Source organism: Sporichthyaceae bacterium (assembly GCA_036493475.1).
Taxonomy (GTDB): Bacteria; Actinomycetota; Actinomycetes; order Sporichthyales; family Sporichthyaceae; genus DASQPJ01.
The window spans coordinates 14,979-39,287 of sequence record DASXPS010000147.1 but is presented as its reverse complement, the minus strand read 5'-3'; the positions used below and the strand labels follow the sequence as shown (position 1 = coordinate 39,287).

Below are 24,309 nucleotides of genomic sequence, written 5' to 3'. Positions count from 1 at the left end.
CTCCTGCGGTCGGGGGGCGGGTGTCAATGGCGAGGCGCGCATCCCCGGGGAAGGGCCAACAACCCCGGAGATGCGCCCTCCGTCCCGGACGCTATGCGCTGTCGCGGCCGGGCTCCCTCACCCGCGCGGGCGATCTGCGGGGTGGACTGCGACCCGCTTCACGGGGTGTGGTCGACCGGCCCGGAAGGCCACCGCACCGGCCACCGTCGGGTCGCACACGTGGGTGAGGAACAGGCGGGTGGTGGGGTTGGGCAGCGGCCGGGCGACCACATGCCAGGGACGGGTGAGCGGGGTGCCCGGCGCGCTGATGGTAACCAATCGCCCGTCCTCCAGGAGGTGCGCCACCGCATCCGCGGACACCAACGTCACACCCAGGCCCTGCACCGCCGAGGCAACCACCGCCCCGTGCGAGCCGAGGGTGAGCGTGGGCGGCTGCAGTCCCCGCGACTGCAACCAGGTGAGCGCAGCATCGCGCGTGCCCGAGCCGGGTTCACGCAACAACCAGGTGGCGGTGCCGAGACCGGTGGTGCGTTCCGCGCCGACCACCACCAACGCATTGGGACGCCAGGCCCAGGTGCGCAACCCACTGCCGGTCGGTGGACGTCCACCGATGACCACGTCCACCGCGTGCTCCGCGATCCGGCGCAGCACGTGGTCCCGCGCGCCGATCTCCACCGACAGACGAACGGTGGGATGTGCCCGCCGGAACCCGGCGAGCAGGGGTGGCAGCAGGTACTCGCCCGCGGTGGTCACTGCGGCCAACCGCAAACCTCCCCGCTCGGGGTCGACGTCCTGACGGGTCGATTCGACCGCTTCGGAGATCAAGCCCAGGATGCGCCGCGCATAGCCCGCGAACACCAGGCCCGCGGGCGTCACCCGCAGCCCGCGCCCCTCCCGTTCGACGAGGGCGACGCCCAGGTCCTTGGTCAACGCGGCCAACGACGCGGAGACCGCCGACTCCGTCACATGCAACTGTGCGGCCGCCGACCGCGCCGAGCCGGCATCGACCACGGCCAGGAAGGTGCGCAACCGGGCGGGCGTCACGGGCGACCACAATACATGAGCTATTGCTCATGCTTTGCCGAAAACACTTGATAGACGGCGCAGGATTCCCGACCCAGGATGGGTTCAGGTCGACAACCGAGGAGGTGCCGTGGCCGACACGCGGAACGGTGAGCGGGAGCGGTGGGATCCGGGCGTGCACAGCTATGCCGCGATGGGGTACTACCAACCGGATTACATACCGAAGCCGACCGATGTGCTGGCGGTGTTCCGCATCACCCCGCAGCCGGGTGTCGCGCCGCACGAGGCAGCCGCGGCGGTGGCCGGGGAATCCTCCACCGCGACCTGGACCGTGGTCTGGACCGACCGCCTCACCGCCAACACGCATTACCAGGCAAAGGCCTATCGCGTGGAACCTGTGGCGGGCCGCGAGGGGGAATACCTGGCGTACGTGGCTTACGACCTCGATCTGTTCGAGGAGGGCTCGATCGCCAACCTCACCTCCTCCATCATCGGCAACGTCTTCGGGTTCAAACCGCTCAAAGCCCTGCGCCTGGAGGACATGCGCATCCCGGTCGCGTATGTGAAGACATTCCAGGGGCCGGCACACGGCATCGTCATGGAACGAGAACTGCTCAACAAGTACGGCCGGCCCCTGCTCGGCGCGACGGTCAAACCGAAGCTGGGTCTGTCCGCACGCAACTACGGACGCGTGGTGTACGAAGCGTGCCGGGGCGGACTGGACTTCACCAAGGACGACGAGAACATCAACTCGCAGCCGTTCATGCGCTGGCGGGATCGCTTCCTGTACTGCATGGAGGGGGTGAACCGCGCCGTTGCCGAGACCGGTGAGATCAAGGGCCACTACCTGAACATCACCGCGGCCACCGTCGAGGGAATGTATGAGCGCGCGGAGTTCGCCAAGGAGCTCGGCAGCGTCGTGGTGATGATGGATCTGACGGTTGGTTACTCGGCGATGCAGTCGATGGCCCGCTGGGCCCGGCGCAACTCCGTGCTGCTGCATCTGCACCGGGCCGGCCACTCCACCTACACCCGACAGAAGACCCACGGCGTCAGCTTCAGGGTGATCGCCAAGTGGTGCCGGCTGATCGGGGTGGACCACGTTCACGCCGGCACCGTGGTGGGCAAGCTCGAGGGCGACCTGGACACCACTCGCGGGTTCTACGACACCCTGCGCCGCGACCACATCCCGTTGAATCCCGGCCACGGCATCTACGTCGAGCAGGACTGGGCGAGCATGCCGGGCGTGCTGCCGGTGGCCTCGGGCGGCATCCACGCCGGCCAGATGCATCAACTGCTGGACTACCTCGGCGAGGACGTGGTGTTGCAGTTCGGCGGTGGCACGATCGGCCATCCGATGGGCATTGCCGCGGGCGCGGAGGCCAACCGGGTGGCGCTGGAGGCGATGGTGCAGGCCCGCAACCGCGGCGCCGATCTGCTGCGTGAGGGGCCGGACTTGCTGCGCGCGGCCGCGCGGCACTGTCCGGCGCTGGACGCCGCGCTGACCACCTGGGGCGACGTCACGTTCGACTACGCCTCCACCGACGCCCCCGACGTTCTCGCCGTCGCGACCGCCTAGGAGAGTCATGTACCTGCGCCACGGAACGTTCTCCTACCTGCCTGCGCTGCAGGAGGTGGAGATCGCCGAGCAGATTCGCTACGCGCTGGATCGGGGTTGGCCGCTGTCCGTCGAGTACACCGACGATCCGCACCCACGCAACGTGTACTGGGACATGTGGGGCCTCCCCCTGTTCGATCTCGATCAGCCGGACGGGGTGCTGCGGGAGATCGAGGCCTGTCGGGCGGCGTTCCCGCAGCACTACGTCCGCGTCATGGCCTACGACCCGAGCCTGGGACGGCAAACCACGGCGCTGAGCTTCCTGGTGCAACGCCCCGCGGAGGAGCCCGGCTTTCGCCTCGACCGCGTCGAGGTGCACGGCCGGGTGCAGCGCTACGGCGTGCACTCCTATGCCACGGAGCGCCCCGGTGGAGCCCGGTACGGCGAGGGCTGAGGCGTGGGCTTCGACATGCAGCGGCCCGGATCGACCCCGCCCGCCGCCGGCGACGAGGCCGTGGAGCCGACAGCGCTCACCGCCGAGGACCTGATCGACCTGCGCGCGGACCCGGCCCGCACCCGGGTCGACGACGTCCTCGCGACGCTGGACGCCGAGTTGGTCGGGCTGGCCGCGGTCAAACAACGCATCCGGGAGATCGCCGCGCAGCTCACCGTGGGCCGCGCCCGGACCCGATTCGGTCTGGCCGCCGGGCTTCCCTCGCTGCACATGAGCTTCACCGGTGCGCCCGGCACGGGTAAGACGACGGTGGCGTTGCGGATGGCGGAGATCCTGCACGCCCTGGGCTATCTCCGCGTGCCGCGGGTGCATGCCGTCACCCGGGAGGACCTGGTGGGCCAGTTCATCGGGCACACCGCACCGAAGACCAAGGAGGCGATTGCCCGCGCCGCGGGCGGGGTGCTGTTCATCGACGAGGCGTACTACCTGTACCGGCCGGACAACGAACGCGATTACGGGCAGGAGGCGATCGAGATTCTGTTGCAGGAGATGGAGGCGGCGCGCGGAGCCATGGCGGTGATCTTCGCCGGTTACCCGGATCGCATGGAGACCTTCTTCGCCTCGAATCCGGGGTTGAGCTCACGCGTCGCTCATCACGTCGAGTTCGCCGACTACTCCCCGGCGGAGTTGGCCGAGATCGCCGAGTTGATGTTGTCCCGTGATCAGTACGCCTTCGACGACGAAGCCCGGGCGACGTTCGCGGAGTACCTGCAGTTGCGGATGACCCAGCCCCGGTTCGCGCAGGCGCGCAGCGTGCGCAACGCCCTGGAGCGGGCCCGGCTACGCCAGGCGCATCGGCTGGTTTCCCTGGACACGGCGATCTCGCGCGGGGACCTGATGACCCTGACGGCTCCGGACATCCGGGCCAGTCGGGTGTTCCCGCGCCGCGAGGGCCTGCCGCCGGTGTAAGGATCGCGGTGGCGAACCCGCGCGAGCATTTGCCTCAAGCTCGGCGTGGCACGCCGGGGCGACGCGGGCCGGGCCGGTGCCCGGATGGTTTCCCTGTGTACCGGCGCCTTCGTGCTCGCTGCAGTGGGCCTGCTCGAACCGGGGAGCCTGTTTGTGTCGGGTACCGGCGGGCATCGCTATCACATGGGTTCGCCTCAGGCCGACGGCACCGCCGTGCCGACACGGTCGATGGAGTTCGACGAATGGTTCTCGGACGTGCCGAGGCACTACGCCGGCGATGGCGACGTCCTGATCAGTCACCTGTTCGCGGTGCAGTCGTCGGTGTTCCCCGAGGGAGAGGCCTATTTCATCCGGTCCGTACGGTCCGTGCGCTCCCGGATCACCGAATCCCGCCTCCAGGAGGCGGTCGACGGTTTCATCGGGCAAGAGTCGATGCACGGCCTTGAGCACCGAGCCTTCAACGAACACCTGGCGACGCTGGGATACCCGACGCGCCCGATCGACACCTACATCCGTGGGCTGACCCGGCTCCGAGAGCGGTTCCTGAGCGAGACAATGAATGTGGCCATCGTGGCCGCGCTCGAGCACTACACCGCGACGCTCGCCCGGACGGTGCTCGCCGACGCCGAGGCTCGAGCCGCCCTCGGACACCGGGCCGTCCGTTATCTCATGGTCTGGCACGCACTCGAAGAGCTGGAGCACAAGGCGGTCGCCTTCGACGTCTACCGGGCGCTCGAGGGCACCGAACGGATGCGGGTCACTGCGATGTGGCTCGTCCACGTGAACTTCGTGCTCGAGACGGGCATCTGGACCCTGGTGTCGCTTGCCCGGGATCCCTCCGTCCGACGGCACCCCGGCCGCCTGGCACGGAACCTCTGGGCATTGCGGCGCTCGCCGTTCATCTCCGTTGACGCCCTGCGGCGGCTGTCGAGCTATCACCGCAGGGGCTTCCACCCCGACGAATGTGACGACACCGAGTTGATCGGTGCTTGGCGGACGGAACTTTTCGGCGTCGATGGGGCACTTTTCGATCTGCGTCGGAGCTGAGGCCGAGCTACCCGACCGGAAGCGCGGGTAGGAGCGAGCCGGGAAGAAGGTAGGGACCTACTCCTGCGCTTCGGCCGCGATCGGCGTCTGCTGGAGATAGCGAAGTCCCGGAAGAATCCACGCAATGAGGCGATGGACATGTGCGATCACGAACCCCGATGCCCGAGTGTTGGCACCGCAGAGCAGAACGCGGCGCACCGCTGCGCTTCTCACCCCGAGCAGGGCTGGGCACTGCTGTGCAATGGCCTGATCCTCTTCGAGGACGGCGGGGCGATTCTGCCCACGGGTGATGCGGTCGCTCCCCCGGTGCGCCGCACGGCGATGCGGGCCCTCGCGGCCTGATCGCCGGGGCCAGTGCAGGCGGACCTAGGCATCGCGGGCAAAACAGCGGCACCAAGGGGGCAGACTCCGCGGACCGGACCGGCGGCGTGAGGATGGATACCCAATCCGGGGTTCCGTCGCGGGCGGCAGGTCCGGATGTGGCCGAGGAGGGCAGTACCCATGCACGTCGGGATGACGACGGTGTTCCAGGCCTTCGCCGGCACATTGAGCGATCGGGAGGTGTGGGCGGCAGATCTGGCGTTGGCTGATCTCGCCGAGCCGCTGGGTTTCGACTCCGTCTGGGGGCTGGAGCACCACTTCACGAACTACGCGATGTCCCCGGACGTCCTGCAGTTCCTGTCCTACCTGGCCGGGCGGACCACGACCGTGAAACTCGGATCGATGGTGATGGTGCTGCCCTGGCACGACCCCCTGCGCGCCGCCGAGCAGATCCTGCTGCTCGACCACATGTCCCGCGGCCGCGTGATCCTCGGCATCGGACGCGGCACCGGCAAGGTGGAGTTCGACGGACTGCGGGTACCGATGTCGGCCGCGCGGACCTCATTCAAGGAATCCGCGCTGGCCATCATGCAGGCGCTGGAGACCGGCGTCATGGAGTTCGACGGCGAGATCGTCAAGCAGCCGCGGGTCGAACTGCGACCGGGCCCGTACGCGTCGTTCAAGGACCGCATCTACTCCGCAACAATCTCCCCGGAGTCCGCGCAGATCATGGCGCAACTGGGCACCGGGGTGCTGATCATCCCGCAGAAGCCGTGGCACCTGGTTGCGGAGGATGTCGCGACGTACCGGCAGACCTACCTGCAGGCCATCGGGGCCGAGCCGCCGCCACCAATCGTGGGGCAGTGGGTGTTCGTCGACGAGAACGCCGAACGTGCCGAGCAGATGGCGCGAAAGTACATCGGCGCGTACTGGGCCTCGGTCGTCGACCATTACGAGTTCGACAAACCGCATCTGAAGGCCACGCCCGGCTATGAGTTCCACGGGCTGATGTATGACCGGCTCACCGCGCCCGGCGGCATGGAGCGGATGACCGACTTCTACATCGGGCTGCACGCCTGGGGCACGCCGGAGCAGGTCCTCGAGAAGATCGTGGCCTTTTCCGATCTCGTCGGATCCGACAGCGTCGTGGGAGTCTTCCGGTACGGCGGCATGCCACCGGAGGAGGCCGAGCGGAACATGCGCACCTTCGCCCGCGAGGTCATGCCGAGGCTGAAGTCCTTAGCGCCACGGGCACCCGGCCGCTCGGCGGCTGTTCCTGAGTGGAGCGGGTAGCGGGAATCGAACCCGCACTGTGTCGAGGGATGTTCTGACCAGCAATCATTTCCCCGTTCAAAGGCAATGCCTGCCGCCGGTACCGGCACGACCACCACATCTTCGGACGGGCCACGGCACGCTGAGGCGGCACTGAAGGACGCCAAGGCCGTTCGTGGTGTCGGAGAACCACCCCACCAGCAGCGCCGTCATTCACTCCGGACCGGCGGCGCACGGCGGGGGTGCTATCGGGTGCCGGTGACGGGCTCGTCCAGCGACCCTGGCGGCACCACCCACTCCACCGCCTGGCCGGTGACCGCGGCGATCCGCTCGAAGTCAGCGTCGTAGTGCAGCACGGTGACCCGGTGCCGGGCGCCGACCGCGGCGATCAGCAGGTCCGGCAACGGCACCGCCCGGTGATGCCCGGTCCGCGCGAGCTGCGCCTGCACATCGATCGCGGCAGCGAAGTCCTCATCCTCGGTCGCCAGCCACTCGTGAGCCCCCAAACCGTCACGGATGCGTTCGTGGTCGGGCCCGTTGCGCGCGGAGAACAACAACTCCAACGCGACCATCCCACAGGTCGCCGTGCGACCGGCGGCCACCAGCGGACGCAGCCTGCCCGCCACCGGCTCGACACCGATACGCGCCAACGCGCTCTTGTCGAGCAGGTAGTCGGCTACCGCCATGCCTGCTTCATCACCGCCGGGTCACTCGCGTCGTCCAGACCCCCGGCCCGCGCGAACTCCACCGCGTCGTCGAACGCGGCCGCCCGCAACACCAACTCCAACGCCCGGGTCACCGTGTCCTTCTTCGTCCGCGTCCCCAGTTGCGCCGCGACCCGCTCCAATAGAGCCTCGTCGATGTCGATCAACGTCTTCGCCATAATCACCCCATATATACAAGACGTCGAGGCAGTATATACATTGTTGGAGTGTCGCGCTCGTCCGACGACCCGGGACGTGGACCGAACGCGGACCAAAACACGGTCCATAGGGGCCCTACAAGGGCCACTCGCAGCCATGGCCAGCGACTATGAGGGAGAGAGAAAAAGCCCAGTTCAGCTGGAGCGGGTAGCGGGAATCGAACCCGCACTGTCAGCTTGGGAAGCTGATGTTCTGCCATTGAACTACACCCGCAGGACTGCGGGAGCAGTGTAGCGCCGCCTGCCCCGACGATCAGTGGCGGAACCAGAAGGCCAACCGGCCGGAGCGCCGCGTGTGCGCGGCGGCGAGCCCGGTGCGCGCGCCCTCGACGAGCACCAGCGCATCCACCTGGGCGGCCAGGGGCACGTCGAACGTGGTGTAGCCGAGGTAGTCCTCCGCCATCCGCAGCACCTGGTCTCGGTGTTCGGCCAGTTCGGTGAGGCCACGCACCGCGTCAGCGACCGGAACTCGCTCCAGCGCCTTGCCGATCGCCCGACGCGCGAGGTCGTATCCGGCCTCGACCAACTCCGCCGAGCTTTCCCGGCCGAACAACGTCGGCGGGCTGACGGGGGGAGCAACCCGGACCCGTAGTCCGGTGTGATCGGTGTCTCTTCCCTGCGCCATGGTCGTCATGGGGTCCTCCTAGCCTGACTGCCCGCCCAGTTTCGGAAGGCACTGGGGAAACATCAGGCGCAGAAGCCTTGTTCCGGAAAAGAGGTCTCACGGCAGGTGACTGCCGTCACGTGTGACGTAGCGTCAGTTAGACGTCACCCACCGGTCCGGCCCGCTGCCGTCCTCCTCGGCCTCGAGCACCTCATGGGCGCGACCGACGATGCGCCGGTCGGGATCGCCGACGACCCCGAAGTCCTTGTTCGGGTAGTCGAACCGGGCCAGCACATGCCGGATGGCCTCGACCCGGGCGCGGCGCTTGTCGTTGCTCTTCACCACGGTCCACGGCGCGTCGTCGGTGTCGGTGTGCTGGAAGATCGCCGTCTTGGCCGCGGTGTAGGCATCCCACCTGTCCAGGGAGGCCAGGTCCATCGGGGACAGCTTCCACTGGCGCACCGGGTCGATCTGGCGGATCAGGAAACGGGTGCGCTGCTCGTTGCGGGTGACGGAGAACCAGAACTTCACCAGGTGCGTGCCGGACCGGATCCACATCCGCTCCAGCTCCGGGACCTCGCGCATGAACTCGAGGTACTCATCGGGGCCGGCGAACCCCATGACCCGCTCCACACCGGCCCGGTTGTACCAGGACCGGTCGAACAGCACGATCTCCCCGGCGGCGGGCAAGTGGTGGATGTAGCGCTGGAAGTACCACTGCGCGCGTTCCTTCTCGGTGGGCTTCTCCAACGCCACCACCCGCGCCCCACGCGGGTTGAGGTGTTCCATGAACCGCTTGATGGTGCCGCCCTTGCCCGCGGCGTCGCGGCCCTCGAAGGCGATCACCAGCCGCCCACCGGATTCCTTGATCCACGTCTGCAGCTTGAGCAGTTCGATCTGCAGCGTTCGCTTGGTGAGCTCGTACTCCAGGTTGTTCATCCGCTGGGAGTAGGGATAGTCCTCGCGCCAGGTGTCCACCACCCCCCCGTCCGGCAGGCGCAGCACCGGCTCGCCGTCCTCCTCGTACTCCACCCGCAGGTCGCGCGGGTCCTGCCCGAGGGCGTCGGCAACCTCGATCAGTTGGCTGGGCAAAACGAGGGCGGGATGATCAGTGGAGGGCATGTCCGCATCCAACGGAGCCCCGGCGGATTCGAGGTCAACCTCAGGCATACCCCGGGGGTCCGGAAGGCAGACGATGTCCGAACACGGGTCACGCCGGCGAGGCGCCGAAGAAGGCCGAGGGTGCCCGGGTCTCCGCTGAACGGGCGGCGCGTGGCTTGCACGCCCAATCTCGTGGGTAGGCCCCGAACATGCACGAGTGTGGCTCCGATTGTGCGGACCCATCGGTGATCGTGCTCCCGCCGGTGCCGGAGTCCGTGCGTACGGCACGCCAGTACGTGCAGCGGCGATGCCTCGAGGCCCAGTTCCCGCCACGGCTGTGCGCCGAGGCCATCCTGCTCACCGGCGAGGTCGTCTCCAACGTGGTGTGCCATGCCCGGACCGAGGCCCGGGTCCGGGTGAACATCAGGAGCGACCGACTGGAGGTGGAGATTTCCGACGCCGGCGACGCCACGGCTGCGGTAACGCCGGTGCAACCAACCACGCAGGGCGGACGGGGCCTACGCATCGTCGAAGCCATTGCCACGTCCTGGGGGGTCCGCCGCTGCCCCCGCGGGAAGACGGTGTGGTTCCGACTCTCCCGGCCGTAGCGGCCGAATTACGGGGCGAGAACCGCGACCCCGGCCGGCGGTTCCACGATCGCGCCGGCCTCCACTTGCACGGGCACCCGGCGCACCACCAGCACCGCGGTGTCGTCGTTGGTGGGCTCGTTACCGATGAGCCGGCCCATGATGTTGCGGCAAACCGTCTCCGCCGGGCCCGATTCGGTCGCGGCACACAGCCGGTCCAGAGTCACGTCCAGTGAGATACCGCGGCGCTCCACCAGACCGTCGGTGTAGAAGCACAGCAGCGAGTCCTGCGGTAGGTCGAACTCGCACACGCGCCGCGCCTGGAAGTTGATGCCGATCGGCGGATCGGCGGGGACCGCCACGGTCCGCGCGACGGCGCCCGGTACCGCCAGCACCGGCGGCGGATGACCGGCTGAGGAGAGCTGTATGCGGTCCAACGACGGCTCGATGATCGCCATCAGCACCGTGGCGAGCATCTGTGCACCGTCGAAATGCCGCACCTGCTCGGTGAGTCGGCTCAGCGCCTCCGCGGCGTCGCCGCTGTACATGGCGTGCGCGCGCAGCGCCGTGCGCAGCCGACCCATCGCCTCCGCCGCGATGAAGCCGCGTCCCACGACGTCCCCGATCGCGATACACCAAGCACCGCTCGGCAGCATGAAGACGTCGTACCAGTCCCCACCCAGCCCGCCGTACTCGCTGGGCGCGTACCGCGACGCCAGCTCCAGGCCGGGGATCTCCGGCAGCCGGGCGGGCAGCAGGCTGCGCTGCAGCAGGGCGGCCGCGGCGGTTTCGGCCTTCGAGTACTGGACCTGGATCGCCGAGGCAACCCGATCGGCCGCGATCTGCAGGAGCTGCACGTCCTCCTCGGTGAACTGACGCGGGCTGATCGATCCGACGTGCAGCACGCCCAGCACGGCGCCACCGGCGAGCAGGGGTACGCCGAGCAGGGACGAAATGCCGTGCTCCCACAGGATCGGGTTCAACACGGTGGTGTGATCAACCTTGGGGAGAATCACCGGGTGGCGCTCGGCCGCGACCCGACCGGCGAAGCCGTGACCCAGCGGGATACGCACGCCTTGGCGAACCTCGGCCTCAATACCCTTGGCCGCCCTCGCCACCAATTGGTCCGCCTGGGGGTCCAGCAGCAGGACCGCCACCGTGTCGACGCTGAGCAGGCCCTGGACCCGGTCCAACAACTCGGCCAGCAGATCTTCCACACTGAGCTGCGCCAGCTCGGTGTCGGTCACCGTTTCGATCCGTCGCAGCTGCACGTTCGCCGCGAAGCCATCGCTGCCGGTGGTGGTGGTCATTGCACGCAGTTTATTGCGACTGCCCGGGCGTTCGGAAAGAGAAGCCTGCATACGCACCGTCAAGGCGCACCACTTCGTTTGCCGGCCGACGACGCGGACACGTGTTCTGGCCGAGTTCGCCGAGAGCCGCGACCGCGGCGTCTCTAGGGTCAAGGGCGAGCACCGGACACGACCCACCGGCGCCTGATTTCGCCAATCCATGGAGGATGCGGCCCATGAGTGTGTCCCTGCAGATCGACGGCACCGTCGCGATCATCACCCTCGACGACCCGTCGACCCGCAACGCGCTGACCGGTGAATCCGCCGAGGCCTTGCTGGACGCGGTGGCAACCGTGCAGAACGACCCCGGCGTTGCTGCGCTGGTACTGCGCGGTGCGAACGGTGCGTTCTGCTCCGGCGCGGCCCGGCACTTGCTGGCCGCGGCTCGGCAGAACCCCACCGACTCCGCAGTGCTGGCCGCGTTGGGCAAGGTCTACCAGTGCTTTGTCGCGGCCGGGACCCTGGACGTGCCCGTCATCGCGGCCATGCGCGGGGCCGCCGTCGGGGCCGGGATTAACCTCGCACTCGCCGCAGACGTGCGCATCGTTTCCATGGAGACCAAACTGCTCTCCGGGTTTCTGCGCATCGGCCTGCACCCCGGTGGCGGCCATTTCATGCTGCTCGACAAGGTCGCCGGCCCGCAGGCATCGGTGGCCATGACGCTGCTCGGCGAGGAGGTGGTCGGGCAGCGACTCGTTGATCTCGGGCTGGCCTGGGAGGCCCTGCCGGACGATCAGGTCGACGAGCGCAGCCTGGAACTCGCCCGCCGGTGTACCGATCCGGAATTGGTCCGCGCCGCGATGCAAACGTTCCGCGCGCAGAACGCGTCGCGGTCGCTGCCCTGGCACAGCGCGTTGCGTGCCGAGCAGGCCGCGCAGATGTGGTCGCTGGGCCGCACGGTCTGACGGCGGGGTATGGCCGTGGTTGGTCGTTTGCTGATCTAGCGCAAATCCCCGAAGCTGTCGAACCGGACCCGGGACAGCGACACCCCGCTGGTCAACAACCGGTCGATCGACCCGCGCACCATCCGTGCCGACCCCGACACGTACACGTCGTGGTTCGCCCACGACCCGTGCCGCAACGCCGCGTCCACGACCAGGCCCTGCTCGCCGTGATACCGCGGCTCCTCGGACACCACCGGGATCACCGACAGCCATTGGTGCTGCTTGGCGATCGCGTCCAGCACGGTCATGTCGTACAGCTCATCGGGACGGCGCACCCCGACGAACAGGTGCACCCTGCGGTACCAGTTCCACCGCGTCATGTCCTCCACCACCGCCCGCAGCGGCGCCAAGCCCGTGCCACCGGCGATGCACACCACGTCACGGTCGGAGTTGCGCTCCGCGGTCATCGTCCCGGTCGGATGTCCGAGGCGCACCACATCGCCGGGGCGGGCACTGCGCACCAACGAAGTGCTCACCCACCCGGCATCGATCTTGCGCACCTGCAGCTCGATGAGGTTGTCCTCACGGGGCGCATTCGCCATCGAGTAGGACCGCCACACCCGCGGCCACCACGGGGTCTCGATCGAGCAGTACTGCCCGGCGGTATAAGGGAAAGGCTGATCCGGGCGCAGCTGCAGCACGGCAATGTCCGAGGCACGCAGCTCGTGGGAAACGACCTCGGCCAGCCACCAGTCCGGGCTGTCCAGCGCGGCCTCGCGCGCGGCCTCCAACATGGTGCGCGCGGCGCGCGCGTAGGCCGCGACCCAGGCCGCCTCCACCTCCGGGGTCCACGCGTCGCCGGCATAGCGGGCGATCGCGGCCAGCAGCGCCCGGCCGAGCGCCTCGTAGTGCGCCGCCTTGACGCCGAACTTGCGGTGGTCGCGACCCAGTCCATTGAGGAACCAGTCCAGGAACTCGGGCTGGTCGGCGCCCTGCACGATCTGCACCACGGCGCCGAACAACCGGTCGCGTTGCACGTCCATGGCCGGCGGGAACATCTGGCGCAGCTCCGGGCTCTCCACGAACAGCCGCGCGTAGAAGTAGGCGGCGACCCGGTCGGCCTGCGGTTCCACCACCGCGAAGCTCTCCTTGATCAGTTCCCGTTCCATACCTCACCCGCTGTCCCGCCGCTTCGCCCGTGTGGCGGGCGACCTTATTTACCAGGAATCCTTGATTTTATTATGCGGGCGAAGGCTGTGAGTCAGAATCCGATGCGCCGGAAGGGGGAATCTGTGCCGCGGGGCGATAGAACCGACGTTGTGAGCGAACCTCGACGCACCGATCCGCCGTTCGGCGCCCGGATCAGCCCACGCCGCGGCGCGGTGCTGGACGCTCTGCGCGCGGCGGGCGTCGCAGTGACGGCGGAACAGATCGCCGCAACCCTGGACATTCACCCCAACACCGCACGCTTCCACCTGCGTGGCCTGGTCTCCGACGCGATGGCCGAACAGGCCAGCGAACCCCGTGCGGTGCGCGGCCGACCCCGGGCCCTCTACCGCGCCCGCACCGAGGTCGCCGGCGGTCGCAGCTATCTGATGCTGGCTCAGATGTTGGCGCAGAGTATGGCCGCCACCGGCGACCGGGCGGCCGTCGAGCGCACCGGTCGGGCCTGGGGCGAGCACCTGCTGGCCGAGTCCGGTCCGGCGATGTCCAGCACCGAACCCAAGGAGGTCGCGGTCCGACTGGAGTCGGTGTTGGATTCCATCGGCTTCGCCCCACAGATCGCCGTCGAGGGCAGCGACATCGAGGTCACTCTGGGCCACTGCCCGTTCCTCGAGGTAGCTCGCCGCCAACCCGATCTGGTGTGCGGAATGCACGAGGCGCTGATCCAGGGTGTGCTCAATGGGCTGGACTCCGGCATGCAGGTGCGCCGGTTGCTGCCGTTCGTCAGCCCCGGCCGGTGCACGGCCACCGTCGGCCCGGGCACGGGCTGATTCCACCGGACCAGGACGTGTCCTAGCCTCGCCGCCATGGATCTCGACGACGGTCCGACCGTGCAGCTGCACCGGTGGACCGGGCCCTGGGCGGCCGATGACCCGGATGCGAACTTCAAGGCCGAGGTCGCCGATTACTGCCGCCTCGACCCGCTGCACACCCTGCGCGGCATGTCCGAGAGCCTCGACATCCCGGTCGGCGCGCTGGCGCGCTACGTGCTGGCGCGGTGGGCCACCGCGGGCAGCGGTGGTCTGCTGGAACTCGGCCCGGTGATTGTGCCCCGGCTATGGGATCCGGTGGAACGAGCCGAGACGATCGGTACCGACGAAGCACGCCTGGCCGCCTACACGGAACTGAAAACCCTGATCTCCTGGCTCAAGCTCCCGCTGGAGCACCCGGAGGTCTACGACAGCTGAGTAACGCGCGGTCAGGTCGCGGCGATGTGCCGTGAGGGGTGGGAGCCTGCATGTCCGACAGGCTCCCACCCACGGCGGGCCGGATGCATCGATAACGAGGTCCCGGCACGCACGGGTGGTTGGCGTCCCGACCACACACCACCCGCGTGGCCCCCCGCTCTGCGCCCCACCGAATTTGCACTTGGTGCGCCGGACGGAGTTGCGTGCGTAATTATTCCGCAGATCAGGTACGAATTGCCAGCACCGTTTCCAAGAATTCCACTAAAGATTCAGCGCGCGGTTCGAGCTGCCCCGCTGGTTTGATCATCTGATCCGCCGAAGGACAGAGCCGCAGGTCAGAGGGCTAAATCAGACCTGCAATCTCAAATTGCGGTGCGGTAACGCCCGTTATCGAGCGGCGTCGTTATTCCTCAATGCGCCGGCGATAATCCACGCCGGTGTGGACAATCCAAGCGCGGCAATGGGGGCCGAACCGCGGGTGCACCGGCGCCCGCGGGACAATCGCCCGCATGGACTCCACCTCCGCCGACCTGCTGGAAACCGTCGAGTTCGCCACCGGGCCGCAGCCCAGTTGGACCGTCCTGGTGCTGCACGGACTCGGCGACAGCGGAGACGGATGGGCCCCGATCGCGCCGGAATTGGTCCGCCCAACGTGGCCGGAGGTGCGGTTCGTCTTCCCGCACGCCCCGGTCCGGCCGGTCACCATCAACGCCGGCATGCGGATGCGCGCGTGGTTCGACATCCTCGATTTGGCGGACATCGATGCCCGGGTGGACGAGGCAGGCATCGCGCAGTCCGCCGCCGCCGTCGAGGCGCTGATCGCCCGCGAGGCCGAACGGGGCGTGCCGCGCTCGCGGGTGGTGCTCGCCGGGTTCTCCCAGGGCGGCGCGATCGCGCTCACCGTTGCGCTGCGCAGCCGGGACACCCTGGCCGGCCTGGTGGCACTGTCCAGCTATCTGCCGCAAGGCGCGGCGCTGGTTCGCGATGCCACGCCGATGCCGCAGACGCCGCCGGTCTTCATGGCCCACGGCCTGCATGACCCGGTGCTGCCGCACCGAGCCGGTGAACTGGCCGCCGAGCAGTTACGCGCGGCGGGCTACACAGTCGAGTGGCACTCGTACCCGATGGCACACGAGGTTTGCCTGGAGGAGATAGCGGCACTGGGCGACTGGCTGTCACAACGGTTCGCCGGCCGCTGACGCCGCTCCTGTCGCCGGCGCGACACGCCGCGGCGGGAACACCTCGCGGAAGCCACCCGTTGACATCAGTACAGGGGAGGGAGCACGACGTGGGTGTACTTCAGGGGGAACAAGCGCGACAGGCCATGGCGCGGCTGCGTCATCGCAGCATCGGCGAGCAGGAGTCGGTCACCGCGCCGCTGGAAGAAGACCGCAAGGACCTCGCTGCCGATCAACTCGACGTGGGCCAGGCCGGATAAATCATCCTCGCCAGGGCACGCCGGCACGCCTCATAGCCCGAGAAGGTTTGCCGGGGCGCAGGGCGGACAGGGTGAAGCATGCGGGCATGGCCGGCGATGGCGACGGCCGCCGTCCTGGTGTTGGCCGGCTGCGGACAGGGCCTCAACGCCGTCGCCCGTGGCGACAACCCGTTGGTCGTCGCGATCAGTGGCCAACCCGACCAACTCGACCCGCACAAGACCACGGCGTACGCGAGCTTCCAGGTGTTGGAGAACGTCTACGACACCCTCGTCGTGCCGAACGCCACCGGCGGCGGATACGCCCCGCAGCTCGCGGTGTCCTGGACCACCGCTGACGACCGGACCTGGACGTTCCACCTGCGCACCGGTGTGCGGTTCGCCGACGGCAGCGACTTCGACGCCACCGACGTCGTGTACTCCCTCAACCGGATTCGTAACGGCAAGCTCGCCAACGCGTTCCGCCTGGAGCCGGTGACGGACGTTGTCGCGGTCGACCCGCACACCGTCCGCCTCGACCTGAAGCGCCCCACTCCCTATCTGCTCGCCGAACTGGGCGGGTTCAAGGGCACCGCGATACTCCCGCAGGGCGCCGCAGAACATCTCGATCTCGCCCGACAGACCGATGGCACCGGGCCGTTCCGGGTCGCTCGGGTCACCGCCGCGGCCATCACGTTGCTGCCCAATGAGTACTACTGGGGCGACGGCCCGCAGGTGAGCTCGGTGGAGTTCCGGTTCATCAGCGAACCAACCACGGCGCTGGTCGCGCTGCAGACCGGCGAGGTGGACTGGACCGACAACCTGCCGCCGGCCCGGGTCGGCAAGCTCGCGCACGACAAGCACCTGAGGCTGGGTCAGGTCCCCAGCGTGGACTACTGGTATCTGGCCCCCAACTTCAAACGGCCGCCGTTCGACGACCCGAGAGTGCGTCAGGCCATCAACCTCGGCCTGGACCGCCCAGCCATCGCCGAGGCCGCGCAGCCGGGGCTGGCCGCCCCCATCCAGACCGCCATCCCGCCCGGTGTGTACGGCCACACCGATTACGCGCCGGTCACCCGCGACGTGCCGCGGGCGCGCGCATTGCTGGCCGGGGCCGGCCACCCGAGGCTGTCGATGGGGCTGATGGTCACCAGCGAATACCCCGAGACGGTCCAGGCCGCGGAGGTGATCGCGTCGAACCTGCACGAGATCGGCATCGACGTCCGGATCGAGGTGGAGGAGTTCGCCACCTGGCTGGACCGCGAGGGCAAGGGCGACTTCGACACCTACCTGCTGGGCTGGCTCGGCGACATCGACCCGTTCGACTTCTATCAGTCCCAGCACGCCTGCAATGGCTCGAACAACTACCAGAAGTACTGCGACCCGCAGACCGATCAACTGTTGCAGCAAGCCGCAACCGAGACCGACGCCGCCCGCCGCGCGGCGCTGTATGGCGAGGTCGCGAAACGCATCGTGGACGCCAACAGCTACATCTACCTCTACAACCCGAGAGTCGTGCAGGCCTGGTCACCGAAACTGACCGGTTATCAGATTCGGGCGGACCGGGCGGTCAACCTCGAGACCGTGGAGTTCGCCCGGTGAATGGTTACCTGCTGCGCCGGGTTGCCGCAACGGTGGCGGTGCTGTGGGGCGTCAGCGTCGCGGTGTTCGCGCTGATCCACCTGGTGCCCGGCGACCCGGTCCGGCTCGCGCTGGGCACCCGCTACGACGCGGCGACCTACGCCGCGCTGCGCCACCGGGCAGGTCTGGACCGGCCGCTGCTCGCGCAGTACGTGCACTGGCTCGGCGGCGCGTTGCACGGCGACCTCGGGGTCAGCTTCCGCAGCGAGGACCCGGTGTCCACCGTCATCGGCGAACGGCTGCCGGCCACCGCGTCGCTGGCCGTGGCGGCCATCGTCGTGGCGCTGGGCATCGCGGTGCCCCTCGGCCTGCTATCCGCGCTGCGCCCGCAGTCGGTATTCGACCGCGCGGCGACCGTGCTCAGCCAGGTCGGCATCTCGGTGCCGGACTTCTGGCTGGGCATCCTGGCCATCCTGGTGCTGGCCGGATTGCTGGGTTGGTTCCCCGCCGGCGGCTACGTCCCGCTCACCGAGGACCCGGCCCGGTGGTTCGACCACCTGGTACTGCCCGCGCTCACCGTCGGCGTGGTCTCCGGCGCGGTGCTCACCCGGTTCGTGCGCGCCTCCGCGCTGGAGGTGCTCAACGAGGACCACGTCCGCACGGCGCGCGCGAAAGGCCTGCCGGAGTGGACGATTCTGCGCCGGCACGTGCTGCGCAACGCCGCGGTGCCGGTGCTCACCGTCATCGGCATCCAACTCGCCTACCTGCTCTCCGGCGTGGTCGTGGTGGAGATCGTGTTCTCCTGGAACGGACTCGGCCAGCTGGCGCTACAGGCCGTGCAGTCCCGCGACTATCCCGTGCTGCAGGGCGCGGTGCTGTTGTTCGCGCTGGTGTTCCTGGTCGTCAACCTGGTGGTGGACCTGCTCTACGCCATCCTCGACCCCCGGATCAGCCTGACATGACGCTGCGTCAGGGAGGACGCCGACGGCGGGCCCGGCCACCCCGACGGGGCACGCTGCGGGTGGTGCTGGGCAATCCGCTGGGTGTCGGCGGCGGCGTGGTGCTCGTCGGGTTTGTGGTGGTGGGCATGCTGGGCCGGCGACTCGCGCCCTACGCCCCCAACCAGGTCGACGTCGTCCGCGGGCGACTGGCCGCACCCAGCGCGCACCACCCGTTCGGCACCGACCAACTCGGCCGCGACATTCTCTCCCGGATCCTGGCCGGGGCGGCCGTCTCACTGCGCGTTTCCCTGCTGGCGGTGGGCATCGCGGCCGTGGTCGGGGTGACCGTGGGGCTGCTTGCCGGCTATTACCGCGGCCGGCTGGACGCGCTGCTGATGCGCACGATGGACGTGCTGTTCGCGTTCCCGGCGATTCTGCTGGCCATCGCCATCCTCGCGGTGCGCGGTCCCGGCCCGGACAACGCCACGATCGCGATCGGCGTGGTCTATGTGCCGATCTTCGCCCGGGTCGCCCGGGCGGGCGCGCTGTCCGTGCGGGAAACCGTCTACGTACGCGCGGCGCGCTCGTTCGGCGCCTCCGATACCCGGATCATCACCCGGCACGTGCTGCCCAACGTGGCCGGCCCGATCATCGTGCAGATCTCGATCAGCCTGGCCTTCGCACTGTTGGCCGAGGCGGCACTGTCGTTCATCGGCCTGGGCACGCAGCCGCCGGAGCCGTCCTGGGGCGGGATGCTCGCCGAGGGCCGCGACTACATGCAGGGCCACTGGTGGGTGGCCGCCTTCCCCGGCCTGGCCATTTTTGCCGTGGTGCTTGCCTGCAACCTGGTCGGCGACGCGCTGCGTGATGCGCTGGATCCCCGCACGCGGGGCGCGATCGAGGCCGGTGGGCGATGAATCCGGTGCTCGCCGTGCGTCACCTGCAGGTCACCTTCGCCACCCCGCGTGGGCCGGCCCGGGTGGTCGACGGCGTGAACTTCGACGTGGCGGCCGGGGAAACCCTGGCCGTGGTCGGGGAGTCCGGCAGCGGCAAGAGCGTGACCGCGTTGGCGCTGCTCGGCCTGCTCCCGCCGCGCGGGGTGACCGTGCGCGGCTCGGTTCGGTTCGGCGACGTCGATCTGCTGACGGTGCCTCGACAACAGCTGCGCACGGTCCGCGGTCGGGGTATCGCGATGGTGTTCCAGGACCCGATGACCGCGCTGAACCCGATGCTCACCGTCGGCCGCCAACTCACCGAGGGCATGCGGGTGCACCTCGGGCTGGGCCGGCGGGCCGCACAGGCCCGGGCCGCCGACCTGCTCGCCGAGGTCGGTGTGCCCGACCCGCGCAACCGGCTGCGCGCGCACCCGCACCAGCTGTCCGGCGGGCTGCGGCAACGGGTGATGATCGCGATGGCGCTTGCCTGCGACCCCGCCGTGCTCATCGCCGACGAGCCAACCACCGCCTTGGACGTCACCGTGCAGGCGCAGATCCTCGAGGTGGTCGACCGGCTGCGGCAGCGGCTCGGCACCGCGGTGATCTGGATCAGCCACGACCTCGGTGTGGTCGCCGGCATCGCCGACCGCGTCGCGGTGATGTACGCGGGCCGCATCGTCGAGGAGGCCGGCGTGGACGCGCTGTTCGCCGACCCGCGGCATCCCTACACCCGGGCGCTACTGCGCGCCCGCCCGGTGCTGGGACACCGCCGCACCTCGCTCGACGCCATCGCAGGCCGCCCACCGGACCCGCTGGACCACCCGCTGGGCTGCACGTTCCGCCCACGGTGCCCGATCGCCGCGGACCCACGGTGCGCGACGCAACTTCCACCGCTGCGCGAGGTCGCCCCCGGCCACCGCGCCGCGGTCTTCTACGACATCGCGGGGACCGCCGATGACTGAGACACCGCTGCTGGAACTCGACGACCTGCATGTGCACTACCCCGGCCGGCGCGGATCCGCGCTGCGCGCGGTGGACGGCGTGAGCCTGCGTCTGGACCGCGGCACCACCCTCGGCCTGGTTGGCGAATCCGGCTGCGGCAAGTCCACGCTCGGCCTGGCCGCGTTGCGCCTGATCGAACCCACCGCCGGGCGGGTGCGGTTCGACGGCACCGACGTCAGCACCGCATCCCGGCGGGCGCTGCGCGCGCTGCGCCGACGCACCGCCGTGGTGTTCCAGGACCCCTACGCCGCACTGGACCCACGACACACCATCGGCGCGAGCATCGCCGAACCGCTGGCCGTGCACGGACTGGTGCGCGGACGAGCGCGCACCGAACGCGTCACCGAGTTGCTGGAGCTGGTCGGGTTGGACCCCAGGGGCGCAGGCCGGCGCCCCCACGAGCTGTCCGGCGGACAACGCCAACGCGTGGGCATCGCCCGGGCGTTGGCCGCCCGGCCCGAGCTGCTGGTCTGCGACGAACCGGTGGCCGCCCTCGATGTGTCCGTGCAGGCCCAGGTGCTCAACCTGTTCACCGAGTTGGTCGCCGAGTTCGGACTGACCAGCGTGTTCATCGGGCACGATCTGGCCGTCGTGGAGCACGTCAGTGACCGAGTCGCGGTCATGTACCTCGGGCGGATCGTGGAGACCGCCGACGCTGAGGACATCACCCGCGAACCGCTGCACCCGTACACGCAGGCATTGGTCGCCGCGGTGCCGGAGGCGGATCCGGTCCGGGCCCGCTCCCGCGGCCGGATGGTGCTGCCCGGCGAACCCCCGAGCCCGCTCGCGCCGCCGTCCGGTTGCCGCTTCCGCACCCGCTGCCCGCATGCCTTCGCGCCGTGTCCCACGTTCGACCCACCACTGGTGGAGGTGGCGCCGGGTCGTTCGGTGGCCTGCCACCTGTACCCGCCACCCGATGCCCTATCAGCTACGGCAGGTGCACATGTAACCGGGTCAACGTCCCCCACGGACCGGACCGGGTCTCCACCAGATCACACAGCTGGTTGACGATCCACAGCCCCCGCCCACCACCGGCATCTCTGGGCAATTCCCGGCCGACCAGCGGGTCGGTGATGCACCCGGCCGTGGCGACCTCCACCACCAACGACCCCTCGTCCCGGTCGCGCCCCCGCCTGACGACGGCGGGATGCGGGGAGTGGACCAGCGCGTTGGACACCACTTCGTTGACCGCCACCACGAACTCGTCGCGGCGCCGTGCGGACAGCCCGGCGTCCTCAGCGATCTCCCCCACCCGGGTCCGCAGCCGGGCCGAGCCGGCCAGGTCGACGATGACGGCGAGTGGTTCGGCGAGCGGATCGCGCTGCGGCGGCGGATGGCCCCCGATCAACAGCTCGTCGATGTCGTACTGCGGGCAGTCCGCGTGCCCGTGCGCGGTCCACATGTGCGGGTGCACCCGTCGGGCCTCTGCCAGGACTTCCGCGGGCAGCACCGACGTGTCGTACGGACACAGAAAGCTCACCGGGCAGTCGGCGAAGGCGAGATTGGCCACGGCCTCGTGCGCGATCACCTCACCGCGCTGCGCCGGGGTCCGACCCGGCCACATCAGCGCGGCCAGCGCGCGCACCCGACGGCCCCCGCCCGCGGCGACGAACGCGCGGACCGCCGCGATGGTCCGGGCGGGATTCGCGCCCACCACGGCCGCGTCCGCGAACTGCACCGCGTAGGCGGCCGGGCCCAGCGCCCCGCGGATCGCTTCGTTGTCGGCGGCGTCGGCCGTGATCAGCACCGGCTCCCCGGCGGCCAGGCCCTCGGCGACCCAGCGCCCCACCCCCTCCAGGTACTGGACGGGATCGTCGTGGAAGAAGACCGCGTGCAGCATGCGATCCCGTACCGCCATGTGCGGCTTCATACCCGACCCTGGCCGCCGAAACGTGCGGTGCCACTCTCCATGAACGACACCGGTCGGCACCTGCAGGCCGGACTGGCCGGCCGCGTCGCCGTGCTCTACCCCGACGTCGCCTGATATTAGAACTGACCGCTTGATCACTATTGATACTTTGATCAGTTCAGGTCTACAGTCCTCCTCAACTCCAGGAGGATCCGATGGCCGTCGCCGCCCCCGAGCTCACGCTGGATGCCAGCGACCCGCGCTTCTACACCGAGCAGAACCGTCCCGCCTACCTGCAGATCCACGCCACCGACCCGGTGTACTGGGTCGAGGCCGAGCACACCCAGTCCTTCTGGAACGTCTGCCGGCACGACCTGATCCGCGAGGTCGGGCAGGACGGCGAGCTGTTCACCACCGAGTTCGGGGTGTTCCTCAACGCCGCGGCGTTCGAGGTACGGCAGGCCGCCGGGATGATCGCGCAACTGCCGGTGGCACTGCGTCCGGCGAACTGCGTGGACGCGGTGACCCACCGCCGACTGCGTGGTCCGATCAACCAGCACTTCCGGCCCGGTGCCGCCGAGATGCTCGAACCCGCGGTGCGCACCGAGATCGGCCGCATCCTGGACGCCATCCCGCCGGGCACCGAGACGGATTTCGTCCGGGCGTTCGCCACCCGGGTGCCGTTGCTGGTCACCACCCGCCTGCTCGGCGTCAGCACCGACCGGGAACACGATTTCGAGCACTGGGCGAACATCGTGCTGGAGTCCTTCGAGCCCGGCGCCACCCCGGATTTCGCCGCGCTCGGGGAGATGGTGGCGTTCTTCGCCGCCGAGGTGGCCGCCCGGCACAGCGCCCCGCGCGAGGATCTGATCACCCGGCTGGTGCACAGCGATCTGGCCGACGACGAGGTGGTGATGTGGTGCTGGCTGCTGCTGGTGGCCGGACTGGAGACCACCGGCAACCTGATCGCCGCCGGCCTGGATCTGATGCTGCGTCACCCTGACGCGCTGGAGGCCGTCCTGGAGGAACCGGGGCTGATCCGCCCGGCGGTGGCGGAGATGCTGCGGGTGATCACCCCCGGCCGGTACATTCGCCGCACCGCGACCGCGGACACCGAGATCGGCGGGCACGCCATCAAGGCCGGCGACACCGTGGTCATGAACTTCACCGTGGCGAACTTCGACCCCGCGATGTTTCCCGACCCGTTGCGCTTCGACATCACCCGGCTGCCCAGCGAGGCGCTGGCCTTCTCCTGGGGCCCGCACAAATGCATCGGCGCCTCGGTGGCGTTGGTCGAGGCACGAATCGCCTTCGAGGAGCTGCTGGCCCGGTTCCCGGCCATCGCCGCGCGTGGTCCCGCCGTGGTCCGGCCCAGCCTGGCGACCGTGGTCGTGGAGTCGATGCCGGTATCTTTCGGCCGTGTCGAGTGAGCTCGGGCGGGTACAGCGTCGACAACAACGCACCCGCGCCCAACTGACCCGGGCGGCCGCGCAGATCATCGCCGAGAAGGGCGTCGAGGGCGTACGGCTGCGTGAGGTCACCGACGCCGCCGACGTCGGCTTCGGCTCGTTCTACAACTACTTCGGCTCCAAGGAGGACCTGGTCGAGGCCGTCGTCCTCGACCTGATGTCCACCCTGGCCGGGACACTGATCGCGCACGTGGCCCGATTCGATGATCCGGCCGAGGCGGCCAGCGCGGCGCACCGCTGGTTCGTGCGCAATGCCACCGAGGACCCGGCCACGGCGCGGCTGATGGTCAACCTGGACCAGGCGGACGTGCAGTTCCAGCAGCGGATCCTGCCGTTCGGCCGGCGGCTGCTGGAATCCGGCGTCGAGCAGGGCCGGTTCATCCCGATGTCCTCGCCGGTGACCACGCTGACCTACGTGGTGGGCGCCACGATCGCGGTCACCCGGGCGGTGCTGGACGGACGCTTGGGTGCGCAGGCCGAGTCGGAGACCGCCGAGGTGTTGCTGCACGCGCTGGGTCTGGACGCCGCGCAGGCGCGGGAGATCGCCTACCGGGAGCTGCCCAGCGTCGCGCTGCTGCCCAGCACCTGACGTTGCGTCAGCGGAGGCGCGTGCCGA

General features: G+C 69.3%; 27 protein-coding genes and 1 tRNA gene. 19 read left to right on the top strand and 9 right to left on the bottom strand.

Annotation, left to right across the window (positions count from 1 at the left end; genetic code table 11):
• Window positions 1–117: 117 nt before the first annotated feature.
• Window positions 118–1,044 carry a LysR substrate-binding domain-containing protein gene (locus VGJ14_15160; protein ID HEY2833767.1) on the bottom strand — a complete coding sequence of 309 codons (927 nt, stop codon included), beginning with the start codon at window positions 1,042–1,044 and terminating at the stop codon, window positions 118–120.
• A 109-nt stretch (window positions 1,045–1,153) separates the two neighbouring features.
• Between VGJ14_15160 and VGJ14_15155 the strand changes: the two genes are divergently transcribed.
• The 5 genes from VGJ14_15155 to VGJ14_15135 all read left to right on the top strand — a co-directional run bounded on the left by VGJ14_15155 (window position 1,154) and on the right by VGJ14_15135 (window position 6,665).
• On the top strand, window positions 1,154–2,602 hold the full coding sequence (locus VGJ14_15155) for a ribulose-bisphosphate carboxylase large subunit (GenBank protein HEY2833766.1): 1,449 nt from the start codon (window positions 1,154–1,156) through the stop codon (window positions 2,600–2,602).
• Window positions 2,603–2,609: 7 nt separating this feature from the next.
• On the top strand, window positions 2,610–3,035 hold the full coding sequence (locus VGJ14_15150) for a ribulose bisphosphate carboxylase small subunit (GenBank protein HEY2833765.1): 426 nt from the start codon (window positions 2,610–2,612) through the stop codon (window positions 3,033–3,035).
• A gap of 3 nt (window positions 3,036–3,038) precedes the next feature.
• Window positions 3,039–4,004, top strand: a complete 966-nt coding sequence (locus tag VGJ14_15145; protein ID HEY2833764.1) for an AAA family ATPase — start codon at window positions 3,039–3,041, stop codon at window positions 4,002–4,004.
• 45 nt (window positions 4,005–4,049) lie between these two features.
• Window positions 4,050–5,051 (top strand): metal-dependent hydrolase, encoded by a 1,002-nt coding sequence (locus VGJ14_15140; protein HEY2833763.1) that lies wholly within the window; start codon window positions 4,050–4,052, stop codon window positions 5,049–5,051.
• Window positions 5,052–5,552: 501 nt separating this feature from the next.
• Window positions 5,553–6,665 (top strand): LLM class flavin-dependent oxidoreductase, encoded by a 1,113-nt coding sequence (locus VGJ14_15135; protein HEY2833762.1) that lies wholly within the window; start codon window positions 5,553–5,555, stop codon window positions 6,663–6,665.
• Between the two features lie 224 nt (window positions 6,666–6,889).
• On the opposite strand, the gene VGJ14_15130 is transcribed toward VGJ14_15135, so the two are convergent.
• From VGJ14_15130 to ppk2, 5 genes are all read right to left on the bottom strand, one after another.
• Entirely contained in the window at window positions 6,890–7,330 is a 441-nt protein-coding gene (locus VGJ14_15130) for a PIN domain nuclease (protein ID HEY2833761.1), read from the bottom strand.
• The gene (locus VGJ14_15125; GenBank protein ID HEY2833760.1) at window positions 7,321–7,527 is read right to left on the bottom strand and encodes a type II toxin-antitoxin system VapB family antitoxin; all 207 of its coding nucleotides are present in this window, start codon (window positions 7,525–7,527) and stop codon (window positions 7,321–7,323) included. The genes VGJ14_15130 and VGJ14_15125 overlap by 10 nt, the downstream gene beginning before the upstream one ends.
• A gap of 179 nt (window positions 7,528–7,706) precedes the next feature.
• Window positions 7,707–7,780: transfer RNA gene (locus VGJ14_15120), tRNA-Gly, on the bottom strand.
• A 39-nt stretch (window positions 7,781–7,819) separates the two neighbouring features.
• The gene (locus VGJ14_15115) at window positions 7,820–8,200 is read right to left on the bottom strand and encodes a hypothetical protein (GenBank protein ID HEY2833759.1); all 381 of its coding nucleotides are present in this window, start codon (window positions 8,198–8,200) and stop codon (window positions 7,820–7,822) included.
• Window positions 8,201–8,323: 123 nt separating this feature from the next.
• Entirely contained in the window at window positions 8,324–9,292 is a 969-nt protein-coding gene (gene ppk2, locus VGJ14_15110) for a polyphosphate kinase 2 (GenBank protein ID HEY2833758.1), read from the bottom strand.
• A 224-nt stretch (window positions 9,293–9,516) separates the two neighbouring features.
• Between ppk2 and VGJ14_15105 the strand changes: the two genes are divergently transcribed.
• Window positions 9,517–9,879, top strand: a complete 363-nt coding sequence (locus VGJ14_15105; GenBank protein HEY2833757.1) for an ATP-binding protein — start codon at window positions 9,517–9,519, stop codon at window positions 9,877–9,879.
• An 8-nt stretch (window positions 9,880–9,887) separates the two neighbouring features.
• Here the strand turns inward: VGJ14_15105 and VGJ14_15100 are convergent, their stop codons facing one another.
• Window positions 9,888–11,168: a GAF domain-containing SpoIIE family protein phosphatase gene (locus VGJ14_15100; GenBank protein HEY2833756.1), complete on the bottom strand. Its 1,281-nt coding sequence runs from the start codon at window positions 11,166–11,168 to the stop codon at window positions 9,888–9,890.
• Between the two features lie 215 nt (window positions 11,169–11,383).
• Here VGJ14_15100 and VGJ14_15095 point away from each other — a divergent pair, with 215 nt between their 5' ends.
• The gene (locus VGJ14_15095; protein ID HEY2833755.1) at window positions 11,384–12,112 is read left to right on the top strand and encodes an enoyl-CoA hydratase-related protein; all 729 of its coding nucleotides are present in this window, start codon (window positions 11,384–11,386) and stop codon (window positions 12,110–12,112) included.
• A gap of 35 nt (window positions 12,113–12,147) precedes the next feature.
• On the opposite strand, the gene VGJ14_15090 is transcribed toward VGJ14_15095, so the two are convergent.
• Window positions 12,148–13,260, bottom strand: a complete 1,113-nt coding sequence (locus tag VGJ14_15090) for a globin domain-containing protein (GenBank protein HEY2833754.1) — start codon at window positions 13,258–13,260, stop codon at window positions 12,148–12,150.
• Window positions 13,261–13,410: 150 nt separating this feature from the next.
• Between VGJ14_15090 and VGJ14_15085 the strand changes: the two genes are divergently transcribed.
• From VGJ14_15085 to VGJ14_15045, 9 genes are all read left to right on the top strand, one after another.
• Complete coding sequence (locus VGJ14_15085; protein HEY2833753.1) at window positions 13,411–14,085, top strand: helix-turn-helix domain-containing protein; 675 nt, start codon at window positions 13,411–13,413, stop codon at window positions 14,083–14,085.
• Window positions 14,086–14,121: 36 nt separating this feature from the next.
• On the top strand, window positions 14,122–14,502 hold the full coding sequence (locus VGJ14_15080; GenBank protein ID HEY2833752.1) for a DUF6027 family protein: 381 nt from the start codon (window positions 14,122–14,124) through the stop codon (window positions 14,500–14,502).
• A 509-nt stretch (window positions 14,503–15,011) separates the two neighbouring features.
• The gene (locus VGJ14_15075) at window positions 15,012–15,701 is read left to right on the top strand and encodes an alpha/beta fold hydrolase (GenBank protein HEY2833751.1); all 690 of its coding nucleotides are present in this window, start codon (window positions 15,012–15,014) and stop codon (window positions 15,699–15,701) included.
• A gap of 89 nt (window positions 15,702–15,790) precedes the next feature.
• Window positions 15,791–15,940 (top strand): hypothetical protein, encoded by a 150-nt coding sequence (locus tag VGJ14_15070; GenBank protein ID HEY2833750.1) that lies wholly within the window; start codon window positions 15,791–15,793, stop codon window positions 15,938–15,940.
• Between the two features lie 78 nt (window positions 15,941–16,018).
• Window positions 16,019–17,518: an ABC transporter substrate-binding protein gene (locus tag VGJ14_15065; GenBank protein ID HEY2833749.1), complete on the top strand. Its 1,500-nt coding sequence runs from the start codon at window positions 16,019–16,021 to the stop codon at window positions 17,516–17,518.
• The gene (locus tag VGJ14_15060; protein HEY2833748.1) at window positions 17,515–18,459 is read left to right on the top strand and encodes an ABC transporter permease; all 945 of its coding nucleotides are present in this window, start codon (window positions 17,515–17,517) and stop codon (window positions 18,457–18,459) included. The genes VGJ14_15065 and VGJ14_15060 overlap by 4 nt, the downstream gene beginning before the upstream one ends.
• Entirely contained in the window at window positions 18,456–19,355 is a 900-nt protein-coding gene (locus VGJ14_15055) for an ABC transporter permease (protein ID HEY2833747.1), read from the top strand. The genes VGJ14_15060 and VGJ14_15055 overlap by 4 nt, the downstream gene beginning before the upstream one ends.
• Window positions 19,352–20,335 (top strand): ABC transporter ATP-binding protein, encoded by a 984-nt coding sequence (locus VGJ14_15050; protein ID HEY2833746.1) that lies wholly within the window; start codon window positions 19,352–19,354, stop codon window positions 20,333–20,335. Before VGJ14_15055 ends, VGJ14_15050 begins: the two co-directional genes overlap by 4 nt.
• Complete coding sequence (locus VGJ14_15045; GenBank protein HEY2833745.1) at window positions 20,328–21,383, top strand: oligopeptide/dipeptide ABC transporter ATP-binding protein; 1,056 nt, start codon at window positions 20,328–20,330, stop codon at window positions 21,381–21,383. Before VGJ14_15050 ends, VGJ14_15045 begins: the two co-directional genes overlap by 8 nt.
• Here the strand turns inward: VGJ14_15045 and VGJ14_15040 are convergent.
• Window positions 21,304–22,233 carry an anti-sigma factor RsbA family regulatory protein gene (locus tag VGJ14_15040; protein ID HEY2833744.1) on the bottom strand — a complete coding sequence of 310 codons (930 nt, stop codon included), beginning with the start codon at window positions 22,231–22,233 and terminating at the stop codon, window positions 21,304–21,306. The genes VGJ14_15045 and VGJ14_15040 overlap by 80 nt on opposite strands.
• Between VGJ14_15040 and VGJ14_15035 the strand changes: the two genes are divergently transcribed.
• From VGJ14_15035 to VGJ14_15025, 3 genes are all read left to right on the top strand, one after another.
• Complete coding sequence (locus VGJ14_15035; protein HEY2833743.1) at window positions 22,234–22,359, top strand: hypothetical protein; 126 nt, start codon at window positions 22,234–22,236, stop codon at window positions 22,357–22,359. It begins immediately after the preceding gene.
• Window positions 22,360–22,439: 80 nt separating this feature from the next.
• Window positions 22,440–23,654 carry a cytochrome P450 gene (locus VGJ14_15030; GenBank protein HEY2833742.1) on the top strand — a complete coding sequence of 405 codons (1,215 nt, stop codon included), beginning with the start codon at window positions 22,440–22,442 and terminating at the stop codon, window positions 23,652–23,654.
• On the top strand, window positions 23,644–24,282 hold the full coding sequence (locus VGJ14_15025; GenBank protein ID HEY2833741.1) for a TetR/AcrR family transcriptional regulator: 639 nt from the start codon (window positions 23,644–23,646) through the stop codon (window positions 24,280–24,282). The genes VGJ14_15030 and VGJ14_15025 overlap by 11 nt, the downstream gene beginning before the upstream one ends.
• Window positions 24,283–24,309 lie beyond the last annotated feature (27 nt).